The 23,426-nt window shown below is 34.0% G+C and carries 31 protein-coding genes and 1 tRNA gene; 27 read left to right on the top strand and 5 right to left on the bottom strand.

Annotated features, from left to right (window positions below):
* Positions 1 to 6 precede the first annotated feature (6 nt).
* Positions 7 to 1,422: a Ktr system potassium uptake protein D gene (locus IGK70_RS10360; protein WP_002385738.1), complete on the bottom strand. Its 1,416-nt coding sequence runs from the start codon at positions 1,420 to 1,422 to the stop codon at positions 7 to 9.
* A 369-nt stretch (positions 1,423 to 1,791) separates the two neighbouring features.
* Here IGK70_RS10360 and IGK70_RS10355 point away from each other — a divergent pair, with 369 nt between their 5' ends.
* The 8 genes from IGK70_RS10355 to IGK70_RS10320 all read left to right on the top strand — a co-directional run bounded on the left by IGK70_RS10355 (position 1,792) and on the right by IGK70_RS10320 (position 9,550).
* Positions 1,792 to 3,309, top strand: coding sequence for a flavocytochrome c (locus IGK70_RS10355; protein WP_438775246.1), 1,518 nt, complete (start codon positions 1,792 to 1,794; stop codon positions 3,307 to 3,309).
* 226 nt (positions 3,310 to 3,535) lie between these two features.
* Entirely contained in the window at positions 3,536 to 4,120 is a 585-nt protein-coding gene (locus tag IGK70_RS10350; protein ID WP_002356618.1) for a thymidine kinase, read from the top strand.
* An 11-nt stretch (positions 4,121 to 4,131) separates the two neighbouring features.
* The gene (gene prfA / locus IGK70_RS10345) at positions 4,132 to 5,205 is read left to right on the top strand and encodes a peptide chain release factor 1 (RefSeq protein WP_002356619.1); all 1,074 of its coding nucleotides are present in this window, start codon (positions 4,132 to 4,134) and stop codon (positions 5,203 to 5,205) included.
* The gene (gene prmC / locus IGK70_RS10340; protein ID WP_033600912.1) at positions 5,198 to 6,031 is read left to right on the top strand and encodes a peptide chain release factor N(5)-glutamine methyltransferase; all 834 of its coding nucleotides are present in this window, start codon (positions 5,198 to 5,200) and stop codon (positions 6,029 to 6,031) included. The genes prfA and prmC overlap by 8 nt, the downstream gene beginning before the upstream one ends.
* A 43-nt stretch (positions 6,032 to 6,074) precedes the next feature.
* Entirely contained in the window at positions 6,075 to 7,097 is a 1,023-nt protein-coding gene (locus tag IGK70_RS10335; protein WP_002356622.1) for an L-threonylcarbamoyladenylate synthase, read from the top strand.
* Between the two features lie 75 nt (positions 7,098 to 7,172).
* Positions 7,173 to 8,411, top strand: a complete 1,239-nt coding sequence (glyA, locus tag IGK70_RS10330) for a serine hydroxymethyltransferase (protein ID WP_002356623.1) — start codon at positions 7,173 to 7,175, stop codon at positions 8,409 to 8,411.
* Positions 8,412 to 8,542: 131 nt separating this feature from the next.
* A complete protein-coding gene (gene upp / locus IGK70_RS10325; RefSeq protein ID WP_002356624.1) occupies positions 8,543 to 9,172 on the top strand; it encodes a uracil phosphoribosyltransferase in 630 nt (209 codons plus the stop codon).
* Between the two features lie 105 nt (positions 9,173 to 9,277).
* A complete protein-coding gene (locus IGK70_RS10320; RefSeq protein ID WP_071981555.1) occupies positions 9,278 to 9,550 on the top strand; it encodes a hypothetical protein in 273 nt (90 codons plus the stop codon).
* Positions 9,551 to 9,623: 73 nt separating this feature from the next.
* Here IGK70_RS10320 and IGK70_RS10315 read toward each other — a convergent pair whose 3' ends face one another.
* The gene (locus IGK70_RS10315) at positions 9,624 to 9,860 is read right to left on the bottom strand and encodes a hypothetical protein (RefSeq protein WP_002381528.1); all 237 of its coding nucleotides are present in this window, start codon (positions 9,858 to 9,860) and stop codon (positions 9,624 to 9,626) included.
* 158 nt (positions 9,861 to 10,018) lie between these two features.
* Between IGK70_RS10315 and IGK70_RS10310 the strand changes: the two genes are divergently transcribed.
* Positions 10,019 to 10,091 (top strand) — tRNA-Thr (locus tag IGK70_RS10310).
* A gap of 125 nt (positions 10,092 to 10,216) precedes the next feature.
* Here IGK70_RS10310 and IGK70_RS10305 read toward each other — a convergent pair.
* Genes IGK70_RS10305 through IGK70_RS10295 form a run of 3 tightly spaced genes read right to left on the bottom strand, consistent with a single transcriptional unit; the run spans position 10,217 to position 12,265 of the window.
* A complete protein-coding gene (locus tag IGK70_RS10305; RefSeq protein WP_033640571.1) occupies positions 10,217 to 11,356 on the bottom strand; it encodes a tyrosine-type recombinase/integrase in 1,140 nt (379 codons plus the stop codon).
* A gap of 18 nt (positions 11,357 to 11,374) precedes the next feature.
* The gene (locus tag IGK70_RS10300; RefSeq protein WP_050492556.1) at positions 11,375 to 11,890 is read right to left on the bottom strand and encodes an ImmA/IrrE family metallo-endopeptidase; all 516 of its coding nucleotides are present in this window, start codon (positions 11,888 to 11,890) and stop codon (positions 11,375 to 11,377) included.
* A gap of 3 nt (positions 11,891 to 11,893) precedes the next feature.
* Complete coding sequence (locus tag IGK70_RS10295) at positions 11,894 to 12,265, bottom strand: helix-turn-helix domain-containing protein (RefSeq protein WP_010707258.1); 372 nt, start codon at positions 12,263 to 12,265, stop codon at positions 11,894 to 11,896.
* Between the two features lie 167 nt (positions 12,266 to 12,432).
* Here IGK70_RS10295 and IGK70_RS10290 point away from each other — a divergent pair, with 167 nt between their 5' ends.
* From IGK70_RS10290 to IGK70_RS10205, 18 genes are all read left to right on the top strand, one after another.
* Entirely contained in the window at positions 12,433 to 12,612 is a 180-nt protein-coding gene (locus IGK70_RS10290) for a hypothetical protein (protein ID WP_016615081.1), read from the top strand.
* A 777-nt stretch (positions 12,613 to 13,389) separates the two neighbouring features.
* Entirely contained in the window at positions 13,390 to 13,641 is a 252-nt protein-coding gene (locus IGK70_RS10285) for a hypothetical protein (RefSeq protein WP_033640569.1), read from the top strand.
* A gap of 85 nt (positions 13,642 to 13,726) precedes the next feature.
* Positions 13,727 to 14,053: a hypothetical protein gene (locus IGK70_RS10280; protein WP_002365226.1), complete on the top strand. Its 327-nt coding sequence runs from the start codon at positions 13,727 to 13,729 to the stop codon at positions 14,051 to 14,053.
* A complete protein-coding gene (locus IGK70_RS10275) occupies positions 14,053 to 14,457 on the top strand; it encodes a DUF961 family protein (RefSeq protein ID WP_033640567.1) in 405 nt (134 codons plus the stop codon). Before IGK70_RS10280 ends, IGK70_RS10275 begins: the two co-directional genes overlap by 1 nt.
* 142 nt (positions 14,458 to 14,599) lie before the next feature.
* Complete coding sequence (locus tag IGK70_RS10270) at positions 14,600 to 14,752, top strand: DUF6906 family protein (protein ID WP_033640565.1); 153 nt, start codon at positions 14,600 to 14,602, stop codon at positions 14,750 to 14,752.
* A 15-nt stretch (positions 14,753 to 14,767) separates the two neighbouring features.
* Positions 14,768 to 15,484 carry a DUF2786 domain-containing protein gene (locus tag IGK70_RS10265; protein ID WP_033640563.1) on the top strand — a complete coding sequence of 239 codons (717 nt, stop codon included), beginning with the start codon at positions 14,768 to 14,770 and terminating at the stop codon, positions 15,482 to 15,484.
* Positions 15,485 to 15,538: 54 nt separating this feature from the next.
* On the top strand, positions 15,539 to 15,862 hold the full coding sequence (locus IGK70_RS10260) for a hypothetical protein (RefSeq protein WP_002399121.1): 324 nt from the start codon (positions 15,539 to 15,541) through the stop codon (positions 15,860 to 15,862).
* 59 nt (positions 15,863 to 15,921) lie between these two features.
* Complete coding sequence (locus IGK70_RS10255; protein ID WP_002399122.1) at positions 15,922 to 16,254, top strand: nucleotidyltransferase family protein; 333 nt, start codon at positions 15,922 to 15,924, stop codon at positions 16,252 to 16,254.
* A complete protein-coding gene (locus IGK70_RS10250) occupies positions 16,238 to 16,606 on the top strand; it encodes a HepT-like ribonuclease domain-containing protein (RefSeq protein WP_002365216.1) in 369 nt (122 codons plus the stop codon). Before IGK70_RS10255 ends, IGK70_RS10250 begins: the two co-directional genes overlap by 17 nt.
* Positions 16,607 to 18,115, top strand: a complete 1,509-nt coding sequence (locus tag IGK70_RS10245) for an FtsK/SpoIIIE domain-containing protein (protein ID WP_033640558.1) — start codon at positions 16,607 to 16,609, stop codon at positions 18,113 to 18,115.
* A gap of 18 nt (positions 18,116 to 18,133) precedes the next feature.
* The gene (locus IGK70_RS10240) at positions 18,134 to 18,400 is read left to right on the top strand and encodes a hypothetical protein (protein WP_438775244.1); all 267 of its coding nucleotides are present in this window, start codon (positions 18,134 to 18,136) and stop codon (positions 18,398 to 18,400) included.
* Positions 18,401 to 18,697 carry a hypothetical protein gene (locus IGK70_RS10235; protein ID WP_002365214.1) on the top strand — a complete coding sequence of 99 codons (297 nt, stop codon included), beginning with the start codon at positions 18,401 to 18,403 and terminating at the stop codon, positions 18,695 to 18,697.
* A 21-nt stretch (positions 18,698 to 18,718) separates the two neighbouring features.
* Positions 18,719 to 19,234, top strand: coding sequence for a hypothetical protein (locus IGK70_RS10230; RefSeq protein WP_002399521.1), 516 nt, complete (start codon positions 18,719 to 18,721; stop codon positions 19,232 to 19,234).
* A gap of 24 nt (positions 19,235 to 19,258) precedes the next feature.
* Positions 19,259 to 19,684: a hypothetical protein gene (locus IGK70_RS10225; RefSeq protein ID WP_010708074.1), complete on the top strand. Its 426-nt coding sequence runs from the start codon at positions 19,259 to 19,261 to the stop codon at positions 19,682 to 19,684.
* A 303-nt stretch (positions 19,685 to 19,987) separates the two neighbouring features.
* On the top strand, positions 19,988 to 21,271 hold the full coding sequence (locus tag IGK70_RS10220; RefSeq protein WP_033640555.1) for a replication initiation factor domain-containing protein: 1,284 nt from the start codon (positions 19,988 to 19,990) through the stop codon (positions 21,269 to 21,271).
* Between the two features lie 66 nt (positions 21,272 to 21,337).
* Positions 21,338 to 21,964: a YkgJ family cysteine cluster protein gene (locus IGK70_RS10215; protein ID WP_033640553.1), complete on the top strand. Its 627-nt coding sequence runs from the start codon at positions 21,338 to 21,340 to the stop codon at positions 21,962 to 21,964.
* 276 nt (positions 21,965 to 22,240) lie between these two features.
* Complete coding sequence (locus IGK70_RS10210; RefSeq protein WP_033640551.1) at positions 22,241 to 22,855, top strand: hypothetical protein; 615 nt, start codon at positions 22,241 to 22,243, stop codon at positions 22,853 to 22,855.
* A complete protein-coding gene (locus tag IGK70_RS10205) occupies positions 22,855 to 23,421 on the top strand; it encodes a hypothetical protein (protein WP_033640549.1) in 567 nt (188 codons plus the stop codon). Before IGK70_RS10210 ends, IGK70_RS10205 begins: the two co-directional genes overlap by 1 nt.
* The last annotated feature ends 5 nt before the right edge of the window (positions 23,422 to 23,426 follow it).

Below are 23,426 nucleotides of genomic sequence, written 5' to 3'. Positions count from 1 at the left end.
TGTTTTTTATCCAATAATAATTTTTTCTGAAGGGTATTCGTAGCCTAAGTCACGTGTTTCTTTTGGTACAAAAATCATTAAGGTATAAAGCATACCAATACGTCCAATAAACATTAATAAGGCAATCATTAATTTACCTACTGTTGTTAAATCGTCTGTAATGCCCAAAGAAAGACCGGTTGTTCCAAAGGCAGAAGCGACTTCCACAATGATTGAAATCAAGGGCAGATTTTCAGTGGCTGACAAAAAGACGACAGCGAAAAAGCACATAATCAAAGATAACATGAAGACGACAATCGATTTTTTGACATCATCGTCATCTATTTTACGGCTAAAGACGCTAATATCATCTTCACTTTTTAAAAAGGCTAACAAATACAAGCCAATAATCGCAACAGTCGTTGTTCGAACACCACCACCAACAGAGCTAGGACTACAACCAATAAACATTAACACAGAGAAAATAATCAACGTTGTAATTTGGAAGTCCCCTAAATCATTAATTTGGAGGCCAGCGTTTCGTGTAGTCATCGAATAAAACATCGAACTTACCCAACGGCCACTTTCATTCATTGTCAAAAATAGGTGATCTTTTTCTAATAAGTAAATCAAAATAGTCCCACCAATAAACAGAACAATAAACGCTAGCAAAGCAATTTTACTAAACAATGAGAAGCGGAAAGGCAAGCCTCGTTTCTTCTTACGAAAGTTCTTTTTCTTAAAATGTAACCACTCATGAATTTCCAGTAAAACGGGAAATCCAATTCCGCCGATAAAAATTAAGAACATAATTGCCAGTAAAAAGAGATAATCATGAGCAAAAGGAATAATTGAATCACCTGAAATATCAAAGCCTGAATTAGTCACTGCAGAAATAGCTTGATAAAATCCATAGAATATCGCATCTCGCCAGTTTGTATAATAACCACTTATATAAAAATAAAGCGAAAAGAGCGAGCCGAAGATTACTTGGAACCAAATTAAAATCAAAAAAGTGGTGCGGATCAGTCGAACAATTCCGCTCAGACGCGGCTGATTCATGTCAGTCATAATTAACTGACGTTGCTTTAATGTGATTCGCCGTTTTGATAAAATAAAAAAGACCGTTGAAATCATCATAATCCCTAAGCCACCAACTTGGAAAAGAACCTCCAATAAGACGATCCCACGATCATTAAAAACCGAATTAATATCGACTGTGGTGAGTCCAGTAACACTGACTGTACTGATTGCTAAGAAAAATAAATCAATAAAAGGAACATGCGAGTCAGGTTCTCTGAAAATAGGGAGGCAAAACAATAAATAAGAAATAACCGTCATTAATATGTAATAAGCGACGATGATTTGAATAGATGAAAAATTTTTGCGAATAAATCGATCGCTTTTTCGCTGTGCCAGCCACAGCAAACGTGTATGGTTCACTAGATAACCTCCCAATTCTAATTAAACTAAGTATACCAAAACTTTTCGCCTCAAACGAATAATTCTGCCAGAAAATCCTTGAAATGACAAATAAAAATAAGAAATTCGTTAGAAATAATTGGAAAACATCCACAAACAAGCGAGAACATGATATTTTATGAAAGAATAGAAAAATAGGTTGTTCCCCAAACAACTTATTGCTAATTGGTCAGTTTGTCTAACGATACAACTTTAAAAAGTAGTGGTAGCTTTTTTATTTCGGTTGATATGTGAATGTGTTCACTTTATGTAACAAACTGTTATTTTTATTCAAATGAAAAATAAGAAATTGTGTTGGTAGAAATCAATAGTTTATAAGGTGGGAAAACAATGAAAAAAGTGTTAATGGGAGTTCTTTCCCTAGGGTTATTATTAGGTGCAGCAACAGGTTGTACAAGCGATCAAGAAAAAGCCGCTGGTAAAACAAAAGCGTCTTCTGAAAAAACAGAAGCAACATCTGGTGCCTCTGCTAATGGTTATACAGATCCAAGTGAACTAAAAGACAGTTATGATGTTGTTATTGTTGGTTCAGGTGGTGCGGGGATGACCGCTGCATTACAAGCCAAAGAAGCTGGCATGAATCCAGTTATTTTAGAAAAAATGCCTGTTGCAGGTGGGAATACAATTAAATCGTCTTCAGGAATGAATGCTTCACAAACAAAATTCCAAGAAAAAGAAGGCATTAAAGATAGCAACGATAAATTCTTTGAAGAAACACTAAAAGGCGGTAAAGGAACCAACGATCAAGAATTACTACGTTATTTTGTTGATCATTCAGCTGAAGCAATTGATTGGTTAGATACAAAAGGAATTACATTGAGCAATTTAACGATTACAGGTGGAATGAGCGAAAAACGCACACACCGACCTGCTGACGGATCAGCAATTGGGGGCTATCTAGTTGACGGTTTAGTACGTAACGTTCGCGAAGAAAAAATTCCATTGTTTGTTGATGCTGACGTCACAGACTTAGTTGAAGAAAACGGTCAAATCGATGGCGTAAAAGTGAAAATGAAAGATGATAAAGAAAAAACAGTTAAAGCAAAAGCAGTCGTTGTCACAACAGGTGGTTTCGGTGCCAACGAAAAATTAATTACACAATACAAACCAGAATTGAAAAACTATGTTACAACGAACCAAGAAGGAACAACAGGTGACGGTATCCAAATGATTCAAAAAGTTGGCGGTGCGTTAGTGGATATGAAAGAAATTCAAATTCACCCAACTGTTCAACAAAGCGATGCTTTCTTAATTGGTGAAGCAGTTCGTGGAGAAGGCGCAATCTTGGCTTCTCAAAAAGGAGAACGTTTTGTTAATGAGTTAGATACACGCGACAAAGTTTCCGCAGCAATCAATGCCTTACCAGAAAAATCAGCTTATTTAGTCTTTGACCAAGGCGTACGCGACCGTGCAAAAGCCATTGATTTCTATGATCAAAAAGGCTTCGTGGAAAAAGGTGAAACGATTGAAGAATTAGCTGAAAAAATTGGCATGCCTGCCGATACATTGAAAGTAACGATTGATACTTGGAACCAAGATGTTAATGCCAAAGATGACAAACAATTTGGCCGGACAACTGGAATGGAAGCTGACTTAAGCACAGCGCCTTACTACGCAATTAAAATTGCACCAGGGATTCACCACACAATGGGTGGCGTGAAAATCAACACGAAAACAGAAGTTTTACGTGAAGATGGCACACCAATTAAAGGTCTATATGCTGCTGGTGAATTAACAGGTGGCTTACATGGTCAAAACCGTATCGGAGGCAATGCCATCGCCGATATTATCATTTATGGTCGTCAAGCAGGTACGCAATCAGCAGAATTTGCCTCTGCTCAAAAATAACTAGCATTAAAAAGTCTGAAATTGTAGTCAAATAACTACAATTTCGGGCTTTTTTATTGCATACTAGCAGGATCATTAGTTGGAGTATAAACAGCCCTGCTAAAATGACTTTGGCGTAGATTCTGTTTTTTTCAGAAAAATGCACGACCATTTTAGCTAAAAATACTGCTTTTTTGCTGAAAATATAGTAAAATACGTAAGGAACTAACGGAAAGGTGTAGTGAACATGGCTCAATTATTTTTCAAGTATGGCGCAATGAACAGTGGTAAAACCATTGAAATCTTAAAAGTAGCACACAATTACGAAGAACAAGACAAACCAGTTGTTTTGATGACCAGTGGACTAGATACACGTGATGGTGTTGGGAAAGTATCCAGTCGCATCGGATTACGCAGAGATGCTATTCCAATTTTTGAAGAAACCAATGTCTTTGACTTGATTAATGATTTGTCTTACAAACCTTTTTGCGTATTAGTCGATGAATGTCAATTTTTAAACAAGCATCATGTCATTGAATTTGCACGAATTGTTGACGAATTAGATATTCCAGTAATGGCATTTGGGCTAAAGAATGATTTTAGAAATGAATTATTTGAAGGCTCAAAGTATTTACTTTTATATGCAGACAAATTAGAAGAATTAAAAACGATTTGCTGGTTCTGTCATAAAAAAGCAACTATGAACTTGCACTATATTGATGGCAAACCCGTTTATGAAGGGGATCAAGTCCAAATTGGTGGGAATGAAGCCTACTATCCTGTTTGTCGCAAACATTATTTTCATCCAAAAACAGTGAATGAAGAACAGTAAGGAGAGACACTATGTACGATCAATTACAATCTATTGAAGATCGCTATGAGGAATTGGGCGAATTATTAAGTGACCCAGCAGTCATTAGCGATACAAAACGTTTCATGGAATTATCGAAGGAAGAAGCTAATACACGTGAGACGGTTGAAGTTTATCGCCGATATAAACAAGTTGTTGAAGGGATTAGCGATGCCGAAGAACTTTTAAGTGAAAACTTAGATGCGGAAATGGCCGAAATGGCGAAAGAAGAACTTTCTGATTTGAAAAAAGAAAAAGAAGTGTTAGAAGACCGCATTAAAATTTTATTATTACCAAAAGACCCAAATGATGATAAAAATATCATCATGGAAATCCGTGGTGCAGCCGGTGGCGATGAAGCCGCACTTTTTGCTGGCGACTTATTTAATATGTACCAAAAATATGCAGAAGCACAAGGGTGGAAAGCGGAAGTTTTAGAAGCAAACGTCACTGGAATCGGTGGATATAAAGAAGTAATTATGATGATTTCAGGAGATAACGTCTTTTCAAAATTAAAATACGAAAGTGGTGCTCACCGCGTGCAACGAGTTCCTTCAACAGAATCACAAGGACGGATTCATACATCGACAGCAACCGTTGTAGTTATGCCGGAAGCGGAAGAAGTCGAAATCGAATTAGCTGATAAAGATATCCGTGTCGATATTTATCATGCAAGTGGCGCTGGTGGACAGCACGTCAATAAAACCGCTTCGGCTGTTCGTTTAACCCATTTACCAACAGGAATCGTAGTCGCAATGCAAGATGAACGTTCACAGCTAAAAAACCGTGAAAAAGCAATGAAAGTTTTGCGTGCTCGTGTGTATGACCAAATTCAACAAGAAGCACAAAGTGAATATGATGCTAACCGTAAATCGGCGGTGGGGACCGGAGATCGTTCAGAACGAATCAGAACGTATAACTTCCCACAAAATCGAGTAACGGATCATCGTATCGGTTTAACCATCCAAAAACTAGACCAGATTCTTGCTGGCAAATTAGATGAAATCATTGATGCATTAGTCTTATATGATCAAACATCGAAATTAGAAGAGATGCAAAATGGCTAAACGTTACTTTGAAGTCCTTAACTGGGCTTCTTCTTTTTTAGAGGCGCAAGGCAAAGAAGGCTATGCTATTCACTATGTTTTTTTAGAACGTAAAGGTTGGGATAAAACGCAGTGGCTCCTGCATATGCAAGAAGAAATGCCCCAAGAAGAAGAGGAACAATTAAAAACGGATTTAGCCCAATTATTGACAGATTACCCAGCACAATATTTACTAGGACAAGCTGAATTTTATGGACATTCCTTTATTGTTAATGAACATACTTTGATTCCTAGGCCAGAAACAGAAGAATTAGTCGAGCGTTGCTTAAAAGCCAATCCAGATACTCCTTTGACGGTCGTGGATGTCGGAACAGGGACAGGTGCCATTGCGATTAGCTTGAAACTGGCACGGCCCAACTGGCGAGTTATTGCCATTGATCTTTCAGAGGAAGCGTTGACTGTCGCTAAACAAAACGCGCAAGCATTAGGTGCTGGCATCGAATTTTATCATGGGAATGGCTTACAGCCAGTTACTTCTGAAAAAATTGATCTGCTTATTTCTAATCCGCCCTATATTAGTGAACAAGAATGGCATTTAATGGATGCAAGTGTCCGAACGTATGAACCTAAAACCGCTTTATTCGCTGAAAATAACGGTTTGGCCTTATACCAACAATTAATTCATGAAAGTCAAACGATGCTTAAAGCAGACGGTAAAATTTATTTTGAAATAGGGTTTCAACAAGGCGCAGCCCTCCAAGAATTATTGAGCGCCGCCTATCCACAAAAAACAATTAAAATTGAAAAAGATTTATCTGGCAACGATCGCCTCGCGATAGCCGAGTAACTAAGGTTCTTCGTCGCCACTTTTCTAGAAGGAGCGATTTGCAATGGAAACAAAAAAATTAACCAAACAAGAAATAGCCCAAGCAGCAGCAGCCATTCAAGCAGGCGAGCTAGTGGCTTTTCCAACAGAAACTGTTTATGGCTTAGGTGCCGATGCCTTAAATGAAGCGGCAGTAAAAAAAGTTTACCAAGTAAAAGGCCGCCCCAGTGATAATCCATTGATTGTTCATGTGAACAACGTTGAGATGGTCAAAAAATACGTGGCGACCTTACCAGAAGTCGCTACAAAATTGGTGTCTGCCTTTTGGCCGGGACCATTAACTTTAATTTTTAATGTGCCTAGCGATACATTTTCTAAAACAGTAACAGGTGGTTTAGAGACAGTCGCTTTTCGTATGCCAGATAACCAAGCGACCTTAGCTTTGATTGAACAAGCCAATGTTCCATTGGTCGGACCAAGTGCGAACACTTCTGGCAAGCCTAGTCCAACATCTGCAGAGCATGTTTATCATGATTTGCAGGGGAAAATTGCTGCCATATTAGATGATGGTCCAACTCAGATTGGGGTGGAGTCAACGGTCTTAGATTTAACGGCGGAAGATGGTGTGCCAGTTATTTTACGACCAGGAGCAATTACCAAAGAGCAGTTGGAAAGCATTATTCCTCAAGTGAAAATCGATACACATTTGATTAGTGAAACTGCAGCACCCAAAGCGCCAGGGATGAAATACAAACACTATTCTCCTGATGCGGAAGTTTGGATTATAAGCGGTCAAACAGCAGAATGGCAAGCGGCGATTCAGCAAGCAAAAGAACAACAGGAAAAAATCGGCTTATTTTTAAGTGATGAACAGGCAGCACAACTAGATACAGAAAATGCGTTTGTTTATTCTTATGGTGCAGAAACGGTTGAAAATGCCACAAAAGAACTATTTGCAGGGTTAAGAGCGTTAGATGAGCAAGGAGCTACCACGATTTTTGCACAAGGATTTGCAGAAACTGGTTTAGGCACTGCTTACATGAATCGCTTGAAAAAATCAGCCAATCAAAAATTTTTTGAAAAATAAGAGGTATTTGTAACGAAGCTGACACAGAAGTATGATACAATCAGACAAAAGAAAACAAAATGGAGTGTTGTTTGAATGGATTACAAAACGTATGACCCAGATTTATGGAATGCAATTGCAAGAGAAGAAGAGCGCCAAGAAAATAACTTGGAACTAATCGCATCTGAGAATGTCGTGTCAAAAGCGGTGATGGCTGCCCAAGGAAGTATTTTAACGAATAAATATGCAGAAGGTTACCCTGGTAAACGGTACTATGGTGGTTGTGAATTTATCGATATCGTAGAAAATTTAGCTATTGATCGTGCCAAAGAATTATTTGGTGCAAAATTCGCGAATGTACAAGCCCATTCAGGTTCTCAAGCCAATACAGCGGCATACCTTTCATTGGTTGAACCAGGTGATACCATTTTGGGGATGGATTTATCAGCTGGTGGTCACTTAACACATGGTTCGCCCGTTAACTTTAGTGGAAAAACCTATAATTTTGTCAGTTATGGAGTGGATCCTTCAACAGAAGTAATCGATTACGATGTCGTGCGAATTTTAGCAAGAGAACATCGTCCAAAATTAATTGTTGCTGGCGCAAGTGCGTATTCACGAACGATTGATTTCAAACGTTTCCGTGAAATCGCTGATGAAGTAGATGCCAAGTTAATGGTTGATATGGCGCATATTGCAGGCTTGGTAGCTTCAGGGTTGCACCCAAATCCAGTTCCGTATGCTGATATCGTAACAAGTACGACCCATAAAACATTGCGTGGTCCTCGTGGCGGTTTAATTTTGACAAATAGCGAAGAATTGGCGAAAAAAGTAAATAGTAGTATTTTCCCAGGCATTCAAGGTGGCCCATTGGAACATGTGATTGCCGGAAAAGCCGCAGCTTTTAAAGAAGCATTGGATCCAAGTTTTGCTGAATATAGTCAGCAAGTGATTGCAAATGCGCAAGCGATGACAAAAGTTTTCAATCAAGCGCCAGAAGCTCGTTTAATTAGTGGGGCAACAGACAACCACTTATTACTGATTGAAGTGACAGGTTTTGGTTTAAATGGAAAAGAAGCAGAAGCTATTTTAGATAGTGTAAATATTACTGTCAATAAAAATTCAATTCCGTTTGAACAATTAAGTCCATTTAAAACAAGTGGTATCCGTATTGGAACGCCTGCGATTACTTCACGTGGTTTTAAAGAAGAAGATGCGGTAGAAGTTGCCAAATTAATCGTTCAAGTCTTAAAAGATCCAGAAAATACAGCAGTTCATGATGAAGTCAAAGCAGCTGTAGCAGCGCTAACTAAAAAATATCCATTATATAACTAACATCAGGGATAGCTGAAGCGCGATTCTCTGTACAAATAAGAGTCGGAGCTTAGGATTTAAGGAATTCAACTTGTGTCCTAGGCTCTTTTGTTTTACAATAAGAAAGAATAAAATAATGAAGGAGAATAGATATGGGAAAATTTCAAGTAATTGATCATCCGCTAATTCAACACAAACTAACAATGATTCGCGAAAAGAACTGTGGGACAAAGGTTTTCCGCGAAGTTGTCAACGAAATTGCTATGTTAATGGCTTATGAAGTATCACGGGATATGCCTTTAGAGGATGTTGTCATCGAAACACCGATGGGTAAATCAACACAAAAAACACTTTCAGGGAAAAAAGTAGCAATCATTCCTATTTTACGTGCCGGCATTGGCATGGTTGATGGGATTTTAGAATTAATTCCAGCAGCGAAAGTTGGACACGTTGGACTTTACCGTGATGAAGAAACATTGCAACCACATGAATACTTCGTGAAATTACCTGAAGACATTGCAAGTCGTCAATTATTTGTTGTTGACCCAATGCTAGCAACAGGTGGTTCCGCAATTATGGCCATCGATTCATTAAAAGAACGTGGTGCTAGCAACATTAAATTTGTATGTCTAGTGGCCGTTCCAGAAGGTGTGAAAGCTTTACAAGAAGCGCACCCAGATGTAGATATTTATACAGCAGCTTTAGATGAGCGCTTAAACGAAGACGGCTATATCGTTCCTGGTTTAGGGGATGCTGGTGACCGTTTATTTGGAACAAAATAATAACAAAAAACCGTTAGATAACCGATTATGGTTACTAACGGTTTTCTTTTGCTTAAAGAACTTTTCTAGGTGTATAATAAAAAATAAAAAAACAAAGGAGTAGCTATGAAAAAGAATAAAAAAGCCTTACACGCTATCGCTGTGATTGATAGTGTGATGTCAGTTTTGATGTATGTTTCATATATTCCACAAATTTATGGAAATTTACATGGGGAAAAAGGCAATCCGACGCAACCATTAGTGGCAATGATTAATTGTATTTTTTGGACGATTCATGGGTTATATGGAGACGATGGAGAAACACGAGATAAGTCCATTATTTTTGCTAATGTGCCCGGAATTATTTTTGGTTTTTTTGCGTTTATTACAGCATTATAGTTTCCGACGAATTGGAAAGTATTCCAATTCTGTACATAAAAAAGAGCGGGGGAAATTTCCCACGCTTGAAGAATTAAATCTTTTTCAATTGTTTGTAATTAATAACAATCACACCATTGCTGTGCACCATTAAGTGATTGTTTTTTTGCGTTTCGTCAATTTCGACGACAGCGGCATTTTTTAATTGTTTCGTAACAACGCCTGTTTGTGGCTGTCCGTGAACAAGAAAAGTAACATGGGTGTCAACGGCGAAATCCTTACCAGCATCCGATGGAACAACAGGAGTAACCATACCATTAAAATTTGACATACAAAAAACCATCCTTTCTTGATATCTCTATTATACCACATTTTCAGAAAAAAGTTTGTAAAGTCGCTATTTGGCTTATTTTAAAGAGATTTTGCATAAATAAATAACAAACAGACTTTACAAATAAAGTAGAAAGTCCTATAATAGATTTGTTTCAGGCCAGCTTAGCTCAGTTGGTAGAGCAACGCACTCGTAACGCGTAGGTCACAGGTTCGATCCCTGCAGCTGGCATAGATTGAAAGACAGATACACCAAGCCGTAAAGGTAATAGGTATATCTGTCTTTTTTGTGTTTTGAAAGTTTCCGATGCCTAAAATTGCCTACTTATTAAAAGTTAGTATTTAAAACATGTTATTTTATAGCTCGAAAATATCATAATTATCAAATTTGTCGCTCATTGATTTTTGAGAATTAGGGTATAAATGACCATAAGTATCAATTGTTGTAGTAATGGAAGAATGACCTAATCGTTCTTTTATAGTAGTATTTTTTTCGTTATTGTGAATAAGAAGAGCTACGTGTGAATGTCTAAAGTCGTGTAATCTTATAGTTTTAAGGTTCAAGTCGTTTTTTGCAATTATTTTTTTTATTTGTTTAGAATAATAATCACTTGAAGGGTGTTTTTCATTGTATTGAAAAACAAGTAATTTGTCACTATCAATATTTTGAAAATTATCTATTAGTAATTTTGGTTGTATTTCTTGCCATTTTTTTAACATGGAGGTGATTTTTGTGTTGATAGTAATATATCTGTTACTGCTTTCCGTTTTTGGTGTTGTGGTTACGTAATTACCATTAATTAGTTTAGCACTTTTATTTATACGGACTGTTTGATTATAAAAATCAATGTCACTCCACGTTAAAGCAATCATTTCTCCTGCACGCATTCCTGTAAAAAACGCAAACTGGTAAAATACTTTTAAAAATGGTTTATTTTTATCTATATGAGAAATAAAGGTTGTAAATTCGTCTAATGTCCAAAAATTAATTTCTTTTTTTTGCACTTTTAACTTGTCTATTTGGTTACAAGGATTTTCGTAGAATAATCCTTCTTTCATAGCTACGTTAAATAATTTCTGTAGATGAATAATAATCATATTGATAGTCTTATTTGATAAAGTCTCTTTTCTCTTAGGTTTACTGGTTAATAGAAACTGTTGAAAATCATAGATTTGTTGTTTTTTTATTAGCTTGATTTGAGTATCTTTAAAATAAGGTTCTATATAGTTTTTAAAAATTCTTTCTTGTGTTTGTTTGTAAGATGGCTTAAGGTTTTGCGTGTATTTTTCTTCGTAAATTTCATAAATATCTTTTAAAGTTAAGTCTGAATTAGTTGTTAATTTATTTTCGTGGTATAACCTTAAATACTTTGATTCAATTTGTTGGGCTTCTTTTTTAGTTGAAACTGTAAGTCTCTTTCTACGTTGTTTGCCTGATATTGGATCAATCCCCAAGCTAACGTCAACAAAGTAACCATTTTCTTTTTTTGTAATCATATGCAGGTCTCCTTTTTATTAATAATATATATTATCTTTTGCGAACGTATGTTCTTTTTGGTTTAAAAAAAATAAATCATATTTCATTTTTACAATATCGAAGTCTAAATTAAAGTAAGAAGATAGTTCGTAAATATTCATATTTTGGATAAAGGGTAATTCTTCTTTCAGCATTGAATCATTTAATAATAATTCAGTTGCGAATATATTTGCTTCATTTTCTAAAGTAGCTTCAAAAGCTAGGGTGTGCATATCTACACAGAATACATTTAAATGTTTGTGTAAGAAATAATGTCCTAGCTCATGAGCTATTATTTTATCCTGTCTTATTTCATCGGTAATATTGCTATTAACGTGAATGATGTAAGTATGATTATAGTATTGTAGAAAACCTTCTACATTGCCTAAGTTAGATTTTAAAACATGAATTCCTAAGAATTCTGAAATTCTTTTTGGATCATTAGATGAATAAAAATTAATTATACCTTCAACTTCGCTTTTTATTTTTGAATAGATGCTACGTATCGTACTCACTCCTTAGTCATTTTTCGTCATATCGTCAACAGTTTTTATACCATTTTTTATAGCAGCTTTTAATAATCTAGCTGTATTTTCGTCAAACTCCCCGTTTTTCATAAATAATAATGTATCTTCATTTTTTAATTCGTCAATAGTTGAATCAATAATTTGTTCAAGTTGGTTTTTGTTTTTTTCGGGTTGACCTAATAGATAGTTAGTTGATACATCGAAATAATCAGCAAGTTCTATAATAACTTTAGCTGTAGGTTGAATTTTTCCATTTTCATAGCCACTAATGGTTGTTTGCTCAACAAAGATAATATCAGCAAGTTCTTTTTGGGTTAATTTTTTTTGTTTTCTAAGTTGTCTTAAAATTTGTCCGAACTCCATTAAGAACGCCTCCTTTTAAATTATATTAGCAGTTTAAATCATAATTAGGAATGAAATATAAAAAATATTCATATTACTATTGACAATAGGATTATAATCCTATAATCTATGTGTATAGAGAATAAAAAGAGATAAAAAATCATTTAAAATCATTTGGAGGGATAGGAATGAAAATTAAGTTTTTGACAGCAAATGACGTTAGTGAATTAATGAATTGTTCAAAAGCTAAAGCCTATGGAATTATCAAAGAATTAAATAGCGAATTAAAAGAACAGGGAATGAAAACTTCGGCAGGAAGAGTGAATGAACAATTTTTTGCTAAAAAATTTGGTTTTGAGCATGAGTAATAAAGTTGGATATTTTGTTTTATTAGAGTATCTGATTATATGTCGGATATTCTCATAAGGCAAAAAGCCTTAATAAAATTGAATAAACAAAAAAGCGTTCACGAGAAGAAAATGAATTTCTGTTTCGCAAACACTTAAAGTAATACCTAGACAATATTATTTTAAGCGATTTGATGAAATAATACAAGAATGAAATTTTTGTTCGAGGTTATAAGTCTGTTTGTGGTGGGGCAAGTCAGCCAATGAATGACTTGTAAGGTGGTAACGAGTATCTTTAATTAGAGCCACGTAGAGTGATTTTTTGTAGACAGAAGTTTTCTTGTTTATTGCTAAGGACTAGATTTCTTGTTCGTATTGAACGGTGGAAATATTGGAAGTAATTCCGCTTAGCGTAAATCGGTATCTGTTTATGATAATCAGTTCATTTCTAATAGCCATGTCGAGATGACACGCTAGAAATGGATATGGAAGCATACTAGAAAACAAGTATGTGGAAATCGTTACAAAGGAGGATAGGGACACCGTATGAAACAATTCTATTAATGAGCCGTGATGTATAATTACTAGCCGTTGAAGATCGATTCTAAGAATTGTTTTGAATGTAAGAATCAAAAATGTATTCTCACTAAGATGATTGTTTAAAAAAAGTGGAAAAGATTTTTTCTAAAAGAATAATCAATCTTAGTTTAAGTATGCACAACTGGATTACTCTGGTTGTGCTTTTTTTATTCCAAATGAAAAACAGAATTTGTTATTAAGTGAATAAGGAGGATAAGAATGATAGAAGAGTTGTTACTTTTCGTTGAAAAGTTTGTTGAACGTATGAAACGACAGAAAAAAGCTTTTTCTATTTCGGATATAGAAAAGAGCTATAACTTAAAACGTAAAAAGTTAGGTAAGAGTGTAGTTAAGTTAACAAACATGGAACGTTTGACAATTGAAAGTCGATTGTTAAAAAATCAGGTTTTACAACGAACATATAAAATGACAGGTTATCATAAACCTTGTCAAGTTGTGTTTTTTAGTTAATAAGAAGAATGGCATAAAGAGAGAAAGGCAGTCAATGGTTGACTGTTTATTTTTGTATAAAAATTAGTGAAAGAAGGAAATTATTTTGGCAAATAGAATTCAAGAAATCGCATTAAGTGATAAAAATTTAGGAAGTAAAATTAAAGCTGTTTATAAAACAGAACGTGATATTTATGTAAATGGAGCACCTGTTCGTGGTCGTGTGTTCACCGCTTCAAGCGAAAAGCAACGTGATTTTGAGATTTTTGTTCCTCATTTGCGAAACTCACAAATGTTGAATGGCCGTGAAGAAGTAAAATTAATTGATCCAGTAGCACGAATCAATGTAAAACGGAATAACATTGGAAATAGTCGCTCAATTGACATGGTAGTTTATGCAAAACGTTTAGAAGTAGTTGGAGGTAATAAATAATGGGATTAACATTTGAAAATAATACAATTGAAAATTTTGACGTACAAGGCACATTTGGTACGATGAATTTCTTAGAAGTAGTGGCAATTAATGAGCGTGATGGTGAAGGAAATGTCACTGACGAAGTTCGTGAACAACGAGTGACGGTTTATTCTAGCAAATTAAATGACCAAGTAGAGATTGCGATTGATCCAGACTATGATGTTAGTGGTATTAATTATGATGATGAGATTGAATTGACTGGAAATGTAACTGCTCGTGGTTGGCTTAATACTTTCAAAGGCTTTAATGACAATGTACAAACTGAACAAGCCTTTAAAGTACGTGCAGCTGGTATTAAAAAAGTAGGGAGTATTAAACCAACGCAGGTATCTCAACCAAAAGAAAAACAAGAAAATAAATAATAAAAGTAAATATTGTATTCGGACGAACGGTGGCACCGTTTAACAGCTGTGAAGGGCATTCTAACGAGTGCCCTTTTTATTATTAATTTGTGTCAACAAGGCTTGTTAACAGACATTAATAATAAAGAATAGGAGTGGTTAAATGAAACAAGGGAAACGCCCAGTTAGGAAAGAAAAAGAATTGCTGAAAAGTCGCAGATTGAATGCAATGAATTGGTTAGTGGAAAGACGGTTGAAGAGTAGTGTTATTTTTCTGCATAAAGAAAGTGGTAATTTGAAAGAAATACATTATTAAGAAAGGAGCGCTGTTTTGGATAACAAAAAAATAATTAAAAAGATAAAAGGTTTGCTAGCTATTTCTAGGGATCAAAAAAATGACGAAGAAAGCCAATCAGCTTTTGTTTTGGCACAAAAATTGATGATTCAATACAATATTGATAAAAATGAAGTAGAAGAATTATCTATTGATTCTGAAAATGATGTAATTGGAGAGGAAAGTGTCACGATATATAAAAGGCTTTATTGGTGGGAACGTCAATTAGCATTTATTATTTCTAAAAATTTTAGAGTTAAAAATTTTTTGAATAATAAATATTCAGGTAGACAAAAAAAGCGAAGAATCGTTTTTTATGGTTTTGGTCGTGATTTAGAGTTAGCTAAAGAAATGTATATTTTAGCCTACGAAGTTATTTTGTTTCATAGTAAAAAATTTATTGATAACTATTATTTAGAAAATCCTAAAGTTAGTCGAAGTAGATATATGACCAATAGTTTAAAAGCTAGTTATATTAATGGCTTTTTGGAAGGGTTGGAACAAAGGTTTGACGAACAAGTTTCAGCGCTAAGAGAAGTTTATGAAGTTCTTGTATTAGTACCAGAAGAAGTAGAGAGTTCTTATAAAGATTATTCGGAAAACTTTGGTAAATCAACATTTTCTAAACCTAATTCTAATATTCATGAAGCATATTGGGATGGATATGTTACAGGGAAAGAGATAGATTTTACTAAAAGTACAATTGACGGATAATGTGATGTTAAAGCTAGATGATGTATGAGCTGAAAGGGGGTGTCTTGTAAGTTAATGAGTAGTCTGTCGGAAAAAATGGAGCATAAACAAGTAAGATATCGAGCGTTTTTAGAAAGAAGATTTTATTCATACAGGGGGTGGCAAAGTTTTAATTATTACCGTGACTTGTACTTAAAATTATTTGATGAAACGAGTAATGGTCTTATTCAATTCTTATTACTAGATGATTCTTTTTTTGAAAGTGAACAAGCTGTTTTGAAATTATTAGATAGTTTTTTGGATCAATTAGTTCGTGCGTACGATTTAAAGTTCCATGAAGATTTTGAAAAGAAAGTGTATTTTGAAGAATATCCATTAGGAATAAGTGAGGTAAATTGATTGTGATGGTTTGATGGCTTATAATGGCTTTAGAATAGACGTTAGAAGAGGTGAGACAAATGGTAATGACAATGAATGAAATTAAAGAGCGTGTGAAGCCAATAGCTGAAAGATACGAAATTCCTGTGATATATGTGTTTGGTTCTTATGCTAGAGATGAAGCGAAGGAATCAAGCGATATTGATTTTTTGGTTGGCACTACTGGTTTGCCAGAAAAATATCGGTGGTCTGTGTATAGTGATTTTTTCGATGAATTGAAGGAAGCCGTTGAACATGAGATCGATTTAGTAGAGCTTGAAGCATTTGAACAACCAATTGATTCAGAATACCAGAAAGAGTTTTACGATACTATGATGAAGGAGAAAGTTAAAGTATTTGAAAGAGAAAAATAGAGATATTCGTGTTCTCAAGGGAACATTGATTTATTGTGAAGATGTAAAATCGGCACTCAATCGTTGTAGCAGAAGCTTTGAAGTTTTCTCTCACGATAGAGTGTTTTTTCATGCAATCAGTATGTCTTGCATGCAGGTAGGAGAACTTGCTAACTCTTTTTCTGAAGGGTTTAAGGAAAGAAATAGTGGTGCGGTTGATTGGCGACAATTAAGGTCAATTAGAAATATTTTTGCACATGCGTATAGTAATATTAATAAACGGACTGTTTGGGAACTTGCAACAGTCTTTTTTCCTGTTTACGAAGAATTTTGTAGACAAGAATTAGCACGATTACAAAAAGAAGGTAGGTAAATGTTTAAAAAATTATTTAGATATAGAGGAAGGCGTATCCGTTATTCTTCAAGAAATTTGTTGGCACTCTATCGAGTGTTATTTTTTATGCCAATTTTTGTTTGTTTAGGCTATTTTGTGGGCTATAAATGGCTTTATCCATTGTATCTCTCAAATCCACCTGATTGGAAAATTTATATTGTGCCAGCGTTAATCATTGTAGGTGTTTCGATAGGTGCAATTGTGCTAATTACATTGCTTGTTAAGGCTTCAATTATCAATTCAGGCTATTTTTCTAAAGTAGAACAACGTCAAGTGTTAGCTCGTATGATTATTGACAATGGCTATTATACGAAGAAACAAGTGAAAAGTTCTGATGGTAAAACAAGAGAAAAAATCAAGTTTCCAAAAATTTATTATAAGTCTGAAAAAAATAGTATTTTCGTTTCATTTGAAACAGCAGGTAATAAGTTTCAAGAAAAATTTGAAACCATTGGTGGTTTTTTGGAAACAGCGTTTCATGCGGATAATTTAAGTCAGACTAGTGAAAAGGGATTTGTAATTTATGAGTTAGCAACTGATGTGTATAGTAAACGTATTTCCATTAGAGATATGCAAGCAGATAAAGGCAAAGTCCAGTTGATGAAAGGGTTATATTGGCATTTCGATAAAGACCCGCATATGTTGATTGGAGGAGGTACAGGTGGTGGTAAAACTTTTACCATTCTTTCTTTAATCTATGCTTTGTGTCGTGTGGGTGAAATAGAAATATGTGACCCAAAAAATTCAGATTTAATGGCACTAGGTAGATTGCCTTTATTTGAAGGAAAAGTTTATACAGGGAAAACGGATATTGTCAATTGTATTAAAAATGCAGTTCAGGAAATGGAAGATCGATTTAAAACTATCAATGAGAGTCCAAAATTTAAAATGGGTAAAAATTATGCCTATTACGGATTAAAACCAAAATTCATTGTCGTAGATGAATTTGCTGCATTTAAAGCAGAATTAGCGAATGACTATGCGACTGATGGTGATGTAGATGAATATTTAACTCAACTTATTTTGAAAGCTCGTCAAGCAGGGATTTTCTTTATTGTTGCAATGCAAAGACCAGATGGAGAGTTTATCAAAACGGCATTAAGAGATCAATTTATGTTTCGTATGTCTGTTGGCCGTTTATCAGAAACTGGTATTTTGATGATTTTCGGTGATGAAAATAAAAATAAAAAGTTTAAATATGTTGAAAAAGTCGATGGATTGAAAGTTTATGGACGTGGTTATGTTGCTTTAGGTGGTTCTGTCGCAAGGGAATTTTATAGCCCACAAGTACCACAAGATTTTGATTTCATTCAGGAATTTATCAAGATTTCTAAAGAGCTAGGATATGAAGATGTTTCAAAAGAAGTGCAAGAAGAAGTATCTCAAAAAATAGCTAAGCATGTAGATAAAGAAGCCCTTGCGGAAATTGATGAAGAGTTAGAAAAAGGTCAAGCAAAGTTAGCTAAGTTAAGTGAAAAATTTGAGTAATGAGGAAGGAGATTTTTATTGGATTCTAGCGAAATAATCAAACGTGTTAGAGAACGAGTGTATGTTGAAGTCAAGAAACGATATAAAAAGTCTGATTTAGATATACGTATTCGTGACATTCTGTATGAACAATCAGAAAGCTATGCAAAATTAGTGAGGTTTTCTAACGGAAAGCGAATAAAGAAATTAGCTGACCCTGTAGAGTTTGAAAAATTTATGGAAAATAGGGGGGCTAAAATTGTTGATGAAGTGATTGTTGGTTTAAATGAAAAAGGAGAAGTATAAATGGAATTTAAAAATAGTAATCAACTTATGGAATATTGGGAAACAAAAGTAAAGGAATTTGAAAAAGAACTTAATAGTGGAATTTCCCAATTGTCAAAAGAAGAGAGACAAGAATCATGTGTTGTTGAAGCAAAAAAATATTTAGAAGAAAAAAGAAAATATGCGAATAATCTTCATGCGTTATTTTATGTTGAAGGTAGTTATCAGAATTCTAATGAAGTAGATAGGAAATTTGATAGAGAATTCTATCCAGCGTTTTATTCGTTTTTAAGTGAAATTGATATTTTGGCTCATTAATAGAAAGGAATAGTGATTGGTATGAATGGTAAATTGACTCTTGAAGAGTTTTATAAAAAAATGTCTTCGGAAATTTATAGAAAAGTGAAATTAAAATACAAGAAAAAAGATTTAGATGATAGGTTTAGTCAGGTATTGCATAATTCGTCTTTTCGTTTTATTTATAGAAAATATCAGAATCGTCCTGATAGTTTACTTACTTATCAGGAAAGTGAAATGGAATTGGATAAAAATTTAGATGGTCTTGTCGATGAAGTATTAAAAGGATTAACAAATGTTCGTCAAATTGATTTTTCGGAATATCTGGAAACTGTCAAACGTGCAACATTTAAACGCTGTTCTGAAAAAACAACAAAGTATTTTTCTAGTCAAGATTTTAATTCTATTTTTAGAGAAGAATGTTTTGACTTTGTGAAGAGTGCTTTTAAAAGAGATTCAGACGGAGAAAGTGTTATTTGCTGTGATGATTTAGATATTTTAATGGAAATAGTAGTGAAGGATTGTGTTGAAAAAGTTATGCGTGTAATTAATAAGTAATGCAGGGGGAGCAGGTGAGTGAATATGTTCTCATTTGAAGAAGTGCTTTTTGAATTAGATAATGCTATTTCTTTGAAAACGTTGAAAAATTGGGCAAATAAAATTGAAAAATTAACAGATGTTCGATTTGTTCGCCAATACGCTAAAAATAAACAGGGTAGAAACTACTCGTATAAAGTTTTTAGTGTAGAACAGGTTGAACAGTTAAAGCAATTGGTTCAATTAAGGAAGCAAAATGTCCCGCTAGATCAGGCAATGATTGAAGTGTTTATGTCTGCAGAAGAAAAAGAAAGGCAGCAAGTAATTACTATTGCAAAAATAGATTTTGAAGAAAATAAAGCAACGGTGAAAGAATTAATTGACTTAGTAAAAGATGTCTTGTCGGATAATGCAGAGATAAAAAAGCGACTGAAAGTTCTAGAAATGAAGCAAGGAATGACAAGAGAGTAGACTAGTAGTTGCTAGGGATTGTTGCGTGATTTGTAGGTGGTGTAGGGGTGGCGCCCTAAGGCGCCCGCCCCTACACCACCGTACACAAAATTAGCAACGTATATCCCAAATACTTCTAGTCGTGAGGTGGGCTTGTCCCACCTCAAAAGTTTCTACCCCCGTTTTATAACATGGGGGTAGAATTTAACATACCATATAAAAAAGTTGCTTAAACGCTATGTCCCACAAGGGATTGAGCGATTTTGTTTTTGTCACATTTTTTGACTAAAGTTGTCACATTTTTTTGGAAGTAGGTTTAAAGCAGTGAGAGGTGTTGATTTAAAGCGATATAGAAAAGAGCTAAAATTAAAACAGCAAGAATTGGCAAGTAAATTAGGAATTGAGCGTTCGTTAATTTCAAAAATAGAATCTGGAAAACGTGTTATTTCTAAAGAGTTAGAACAAAAGATTATTGATGTGTTGAACTTAGATGGTGGGTATGCTTCGGTAGAAGCAAAAATTGACTTTTTGAGAATACGATTTAAGACATTAGATGTTCGGACAGTTGTTGAAAAGTTGTTGCATATGGATATGAACTGGTTTACTCATGAACCTAGAGGGTTTTATCATTATACTGAAACATTTTCGTATAGCTCTATTCGGATTTTTCGGAATCCAGAAAACGTGAATATGGGAATTATGTTGGACTTGTCTGGCGAAGGTTGTCGTCAATTAGAAGAAATTTTTGAAGAAGACAACAAGCGATCGTGGACAGAATTTTTTCGCTCACTCTATGATGATGATATTTTCGGGCAAGGTGTTTTAGTTGATACAAAAATAACTCGAATTGATATTGCTCTTGATGAATTGATTGTGAAAGAACAAGAAAATTTTGATTTATATGTTTTGAAAGAAAAAATGGAACAAGGGCTTGTGGATACCACTTTTAAGAATTTTGATTTTAGCGGGGGCTTTGCTTATGAAAATAAAAAAATGGTAAATAAAGGTTTGTCTCTTTATTTTGGTAGTCGTCAATCGCCATTATATTTTAACTTTTACCAAAAAGATTACGAGTTAGCAAGAAAAGAAAGTATAAGTGTTGAGGAAGCAAGAGAAAAATATGAAATTAAAAATCGATATGAAATTCGCCTTTCAGATGAAAAGGCGTTTTTGTTTGTAGAATATTTTCTATCAAGCGGTGAGTCGTTAGATTGGTTAGTGAAAGAAATTATTAATCAATCTTTGACTGTATATGACATTGAAGATGGTACGAAAGTTTATTGCAAAGCTTGGTATGATGTCGTTGACAAATTGGAAGGCTTAAAATTATCTATTCAAGGTGAAAAACCGTCTATTGAAAAAACACTTCGGTGGTTATCAAATTATTTAGCCCCTTCATTAAAGATGATTAAAGAGATTGATAATCTGTTAGGAACAAATGAGTTGATGGAACGTATCGATTTAGCAGAACTAAAGGAGAAACACGAGGAAATTATTGAAATGGTGTGTGTTGATGCGAAAGATTTATTGTTTACCAGTAACTTGAATGCAAGTGTTCGGAATTATATGGAACAAGAATTTGATTTAGAGGAAGAGTATCCGTTTTAATATTTGATATAGAAAATATTGAATCATGTTATAATGATTATATAAATTATGACATGAGGTGATTATGTGGGACGAAATGATAAGTGTTTTTGTGGAAGTGGCAAGAAAACAAAAAAATGCCATTATACGGTTAAAGAGACTAGTAAGTTAGCGGAGATTTACAAAGCAAATGTAACCTTTGATTTGAAAGTAAAAGATAGTAATATTCATGCTAATTGTCCAGTGAATTGTTCTAGTTGCTGTAATGATTTTTTCTTTGTTTCAGAAAATGAGTTTTTGTTAATTTTGGATAGTATTCAAAGAAAAGGTGGAAAAACGTTGATAGAAACGTATCAACAAAAAGCAGAAGAGTATCAAAGTTATCTAGAAGTTTATTATCCTGATATAATGAATATGTTAGATTCATTTATGCCACAAGGTAATAGAGAAGATACAAGAATTTATTTTAATGATCAGTTTCAATGGGATAGGTCAAAAAGTTGTATTTTTTTAGAAAATGGGAAATGTACAATTTATGAAGATAGACCACATATTTGTCGTATGTATGGAGTGTGTCAGTGCTGTCCTATTATTAATAATGAGCCTTATCATTTTCAGGAAGAAGTTGATTTGGCTTTAACAGATTTAATAAAAGGTGAACGTGCTATTTTGAAGAGACCATATCCATTGTTTTATTATTTTAGCTTTTTTTAAAACAGCCATATTATGACAGTATTATGCAAAAACTTACAATGATTCGAACTAAAACTGAAAAAGAATATGCTGAATTTTGTGAACAAATACAAATGTAGGAAAGAACGGTACAGGTAACTTAATACTTGTACTGTTTTTTTGTAATTAATTTATAGCTTATTAGATGAAAAGGAGAGTAATAGAATGACACAATGGGAAATTGTAAGGTTAATTGAAAAAAATAATAATATTTCTATAGTAGTAATGGATAGTAAAGCTAAAAGGAGTGTATGAATTATGAGTAAAGAAGTTATTGAACGAAACACGAAAGTAGCAATTGCTATTACTGAAAAAATGAAAAAAGGTAGAAATGATTTAAAAAAAGCCAAAGAAAAAATTATTCAATTAGATAAACAAGGAGAGTTGACTATTCCTTTTTTAAAGACTACTTTTGAAAAGCTTTCAGAATCAAATGAAGAGCTTTTAAAAGAAATTTCAAGATATGAATATACTTATGTGGTTCATGAAGCAGAAATGACGGTTAAAGAGAAAGCAATTTGGGAAGAATTTTTCAGTATAAAAAAATTGTATGATAAAGAGCTTTCAGAATTTGCCAGTTTTAAAGAGAAGTATAAATATTTTGAGTCTAAAAATAGTGAAGAATTAAAAAAACAAGCTCGAGTGTTGCTAGAAAAGAAAGGGTATATTGTTGATAGTCCATTTGAAGGAGATTTTGAAAGATGGATTGGCGTTTATGCTAGACCTAAAGATAAACCAACTTATTTAGATCCAACTGATGGAGAAGAAGCTGGATTACAAGAATTGTACAGTGTAGATGGATTTAAGCAAGACTTTGCAGAATGGTTTGAGTTTGAAGTTGTGGAAGGGAAATTAAAGGAGGACATTTTGTAGTGAAAAAGATTTGGCAATTGGCATGTTTAGAAAATAATTATGATTCACACAGCTCTTATTTTCGGGATATGGTAAGATATTTTTCCTATACACTGTTAGCACTACTTTTATTCTTTTTAGGTTTGTATTTTAACATAGATTGGCTAGGTGGTTTTTGTTTAGTAGGTTTGATACTTTTACCATATATGGGTTTTTTATCTCATGATAATTATAGAGAATTCGCGCCGAAAGTATGGAAAATAAGAGATGTTCGAGAGTTAGAAGAATTGTATCCTGTAGTTGTTGATAGAGTATGGGATAGATTACTTTTTTATGAAAAGAAACTCTATTTAAAGGGAGATAGTTTGAAGCATGCGGATTCAATGAAAGAAGGTTTTGTTCTTTCAGAAATTTCTTTAGAAAATGAGTTGATTTTTAATGCTAGTATAGCAAAGAAAAGTTGTATAGTTGTTGAGGAGTATGTATATGAAAATGTAAATTTTGAAGAAGAATTCCAGAATAAAAAGAATCAAGAAGCTCCTGTATTACGCTATATAGTTTATACAAATAACTTTTTAAGTGAATAACTATG

It is taken from the genome of Enterococcus sp. DIV0358, from assembly GCF_051713465.1.
GTDB classification, from domain to species: Bacteria; Bacillota; Bacilli; order Lactobacillales; family Enterococcaceae; genus Enterococcus; species Enterococcus faecalis.
This window is presented reverse-complemented; position numbering and strand designations above follow the sequence as displayed.

Coding starts and splice junctions, on each gene's coding strand:
- IGK70_RS10355 (WP_438775246.1), top strand. CDS start 1,792: ATGAAAAAAGTGTTAATGGGAGTTCTTTCCCTAGGGTTATTATTAGGT.
- IGK70_RS10350 (WP_002356618.1), top strand. CDS start 3,536: ATGGCTCAATTATTTTTCAAGTATGGCGCAATGAACAGTGGTAAAACC.
- prfA (WP_002356619.1), top strand. CDS start 4,132: ATGTACGATCAATTACAATCTATTGAAGATCGCTATGAGGAATTGGGC.
- prmC (WP_033600912.1), top strand. CDS start 5,198: ATGGCTAAACGTTACTTTGAAGTCCTTAACTGGGCTTCTTCTTTTTTA.
- IGK70_RS10335 (WP_002356622.1), top strand. CDS start 6,075: ATGGAAACAAAAAAATTAACCAAACAAGAAATAGCCCAAGCAGCAGCA.
- glyA (WP_002356623.1), top strand. CDS start 7,173: ATGGATTACAAAACGTATGACCCAGATTTATGGAATGCAATTGCAAGA.
- upp (WP_002356624.1), top strand. CDS start 8,543: ATGGGAAAATTTCAAGTAATTGATCATCCGCTAATTCAACACAAACTA.
- IGK70_RS10320 (WP_071981555.1), top strand. CDS start 9,278: ATGAAAAAGAATAAAAAAGCCTTACACGCTATCGCTGTGATTGATAGT.
- IGK70_RS10315 (WP_002381528.1), bottom strand. CDS start 9,860: ATGTCAAATTTTAATGGTATGGTTACTCCTGTTGTTCCATCGGATGCT.
- IGK70_RS10305 (WP_033640571.1), bottom strand. CDS start 11,356: ATGATTACAAAAAAAGAAAATGGTTACTTTGTTGACGTTAGCTTGGGG.
- IGK70_RS10295 (WP_010707258.1), bottom strand. CDS start 12,265: ATGGAGTTCGGACAAATTTTAAGACAACTTAGAAAACAAAAAAAATTA.
- IGK70_RS10290 (WP_016615081.1), top strand. CDS start 12,433: ATGAAAATTAAGTTTTTGACAGCAAATGACGTTAGTGAATTAATGAAT.
- IGK70_RS10285 (WP_033640569.1), top strand. CDS start 13,390: ATGATAGAAGAGTTGTTACTTTTCGTTGAAAAGTTTGTTGAACGTATG.
- IGK70_RS10275 (WP_033640567.1), top strand. CDS start 14,053: ATGGGATTAACATTTGAAAATAATACAATTGAAAATTTTGACGTACAA.
- IGK70_RS10270 (WP_033640565.1), top strand. CDS start 14,600: ATGAAACAAGGGAAACGCCCAGTTAGGAAAGAAAAAGAATTGCTGAAA.
- IGK70_RS10260 (WP_002399121.1), top strand. CDS start 15,539: ATGAGTAGTCTGTCGGAAAAAATGGAGCATAAACAAGTAAGATATCGA.
- IGK70_RS10255 (WP_002399122.1), top strand. CDS start 15,922: ATGGTAATGACAATGAATGAAATTAAAGAGCGTGTGAAGCCAATAGCT.
- IGK70_RS10245 (WP_033640558.1), top strand. CDS start 16,607: ATGTTTAAAAAATTATTTAGATATAGAGGAAGGCGTATCCGTTATTCT.
- IGK70_RS10235 (WP_002365214.1), top strand. CDS start 18,401: ATGGAATTTAAAAATAGTAATCAACTTATGGAATATTGGGAAACAAAA.
- IGK70_RS10230 (WP_002399521.1), top strand. CDS start 18,719: ATGAATGGTAAATTGACTCTTGAAGAGTTTTATAAAAAAATGTCTTCG.
- IGK70_RS10225 (WP_010708074.1), top strand. CDS start 19,259: ATGTTCTCATTTGAAGAAGTGCTTTTTGAATTAGATAATGCTATTTCT.
- IGK70_RS10210 (WP_033640551.1), top strand. CDS start 22,241: ATGAGTAAAGAAGTTATTGAACGAAACACGAAAGTAGCAATTGCTATT.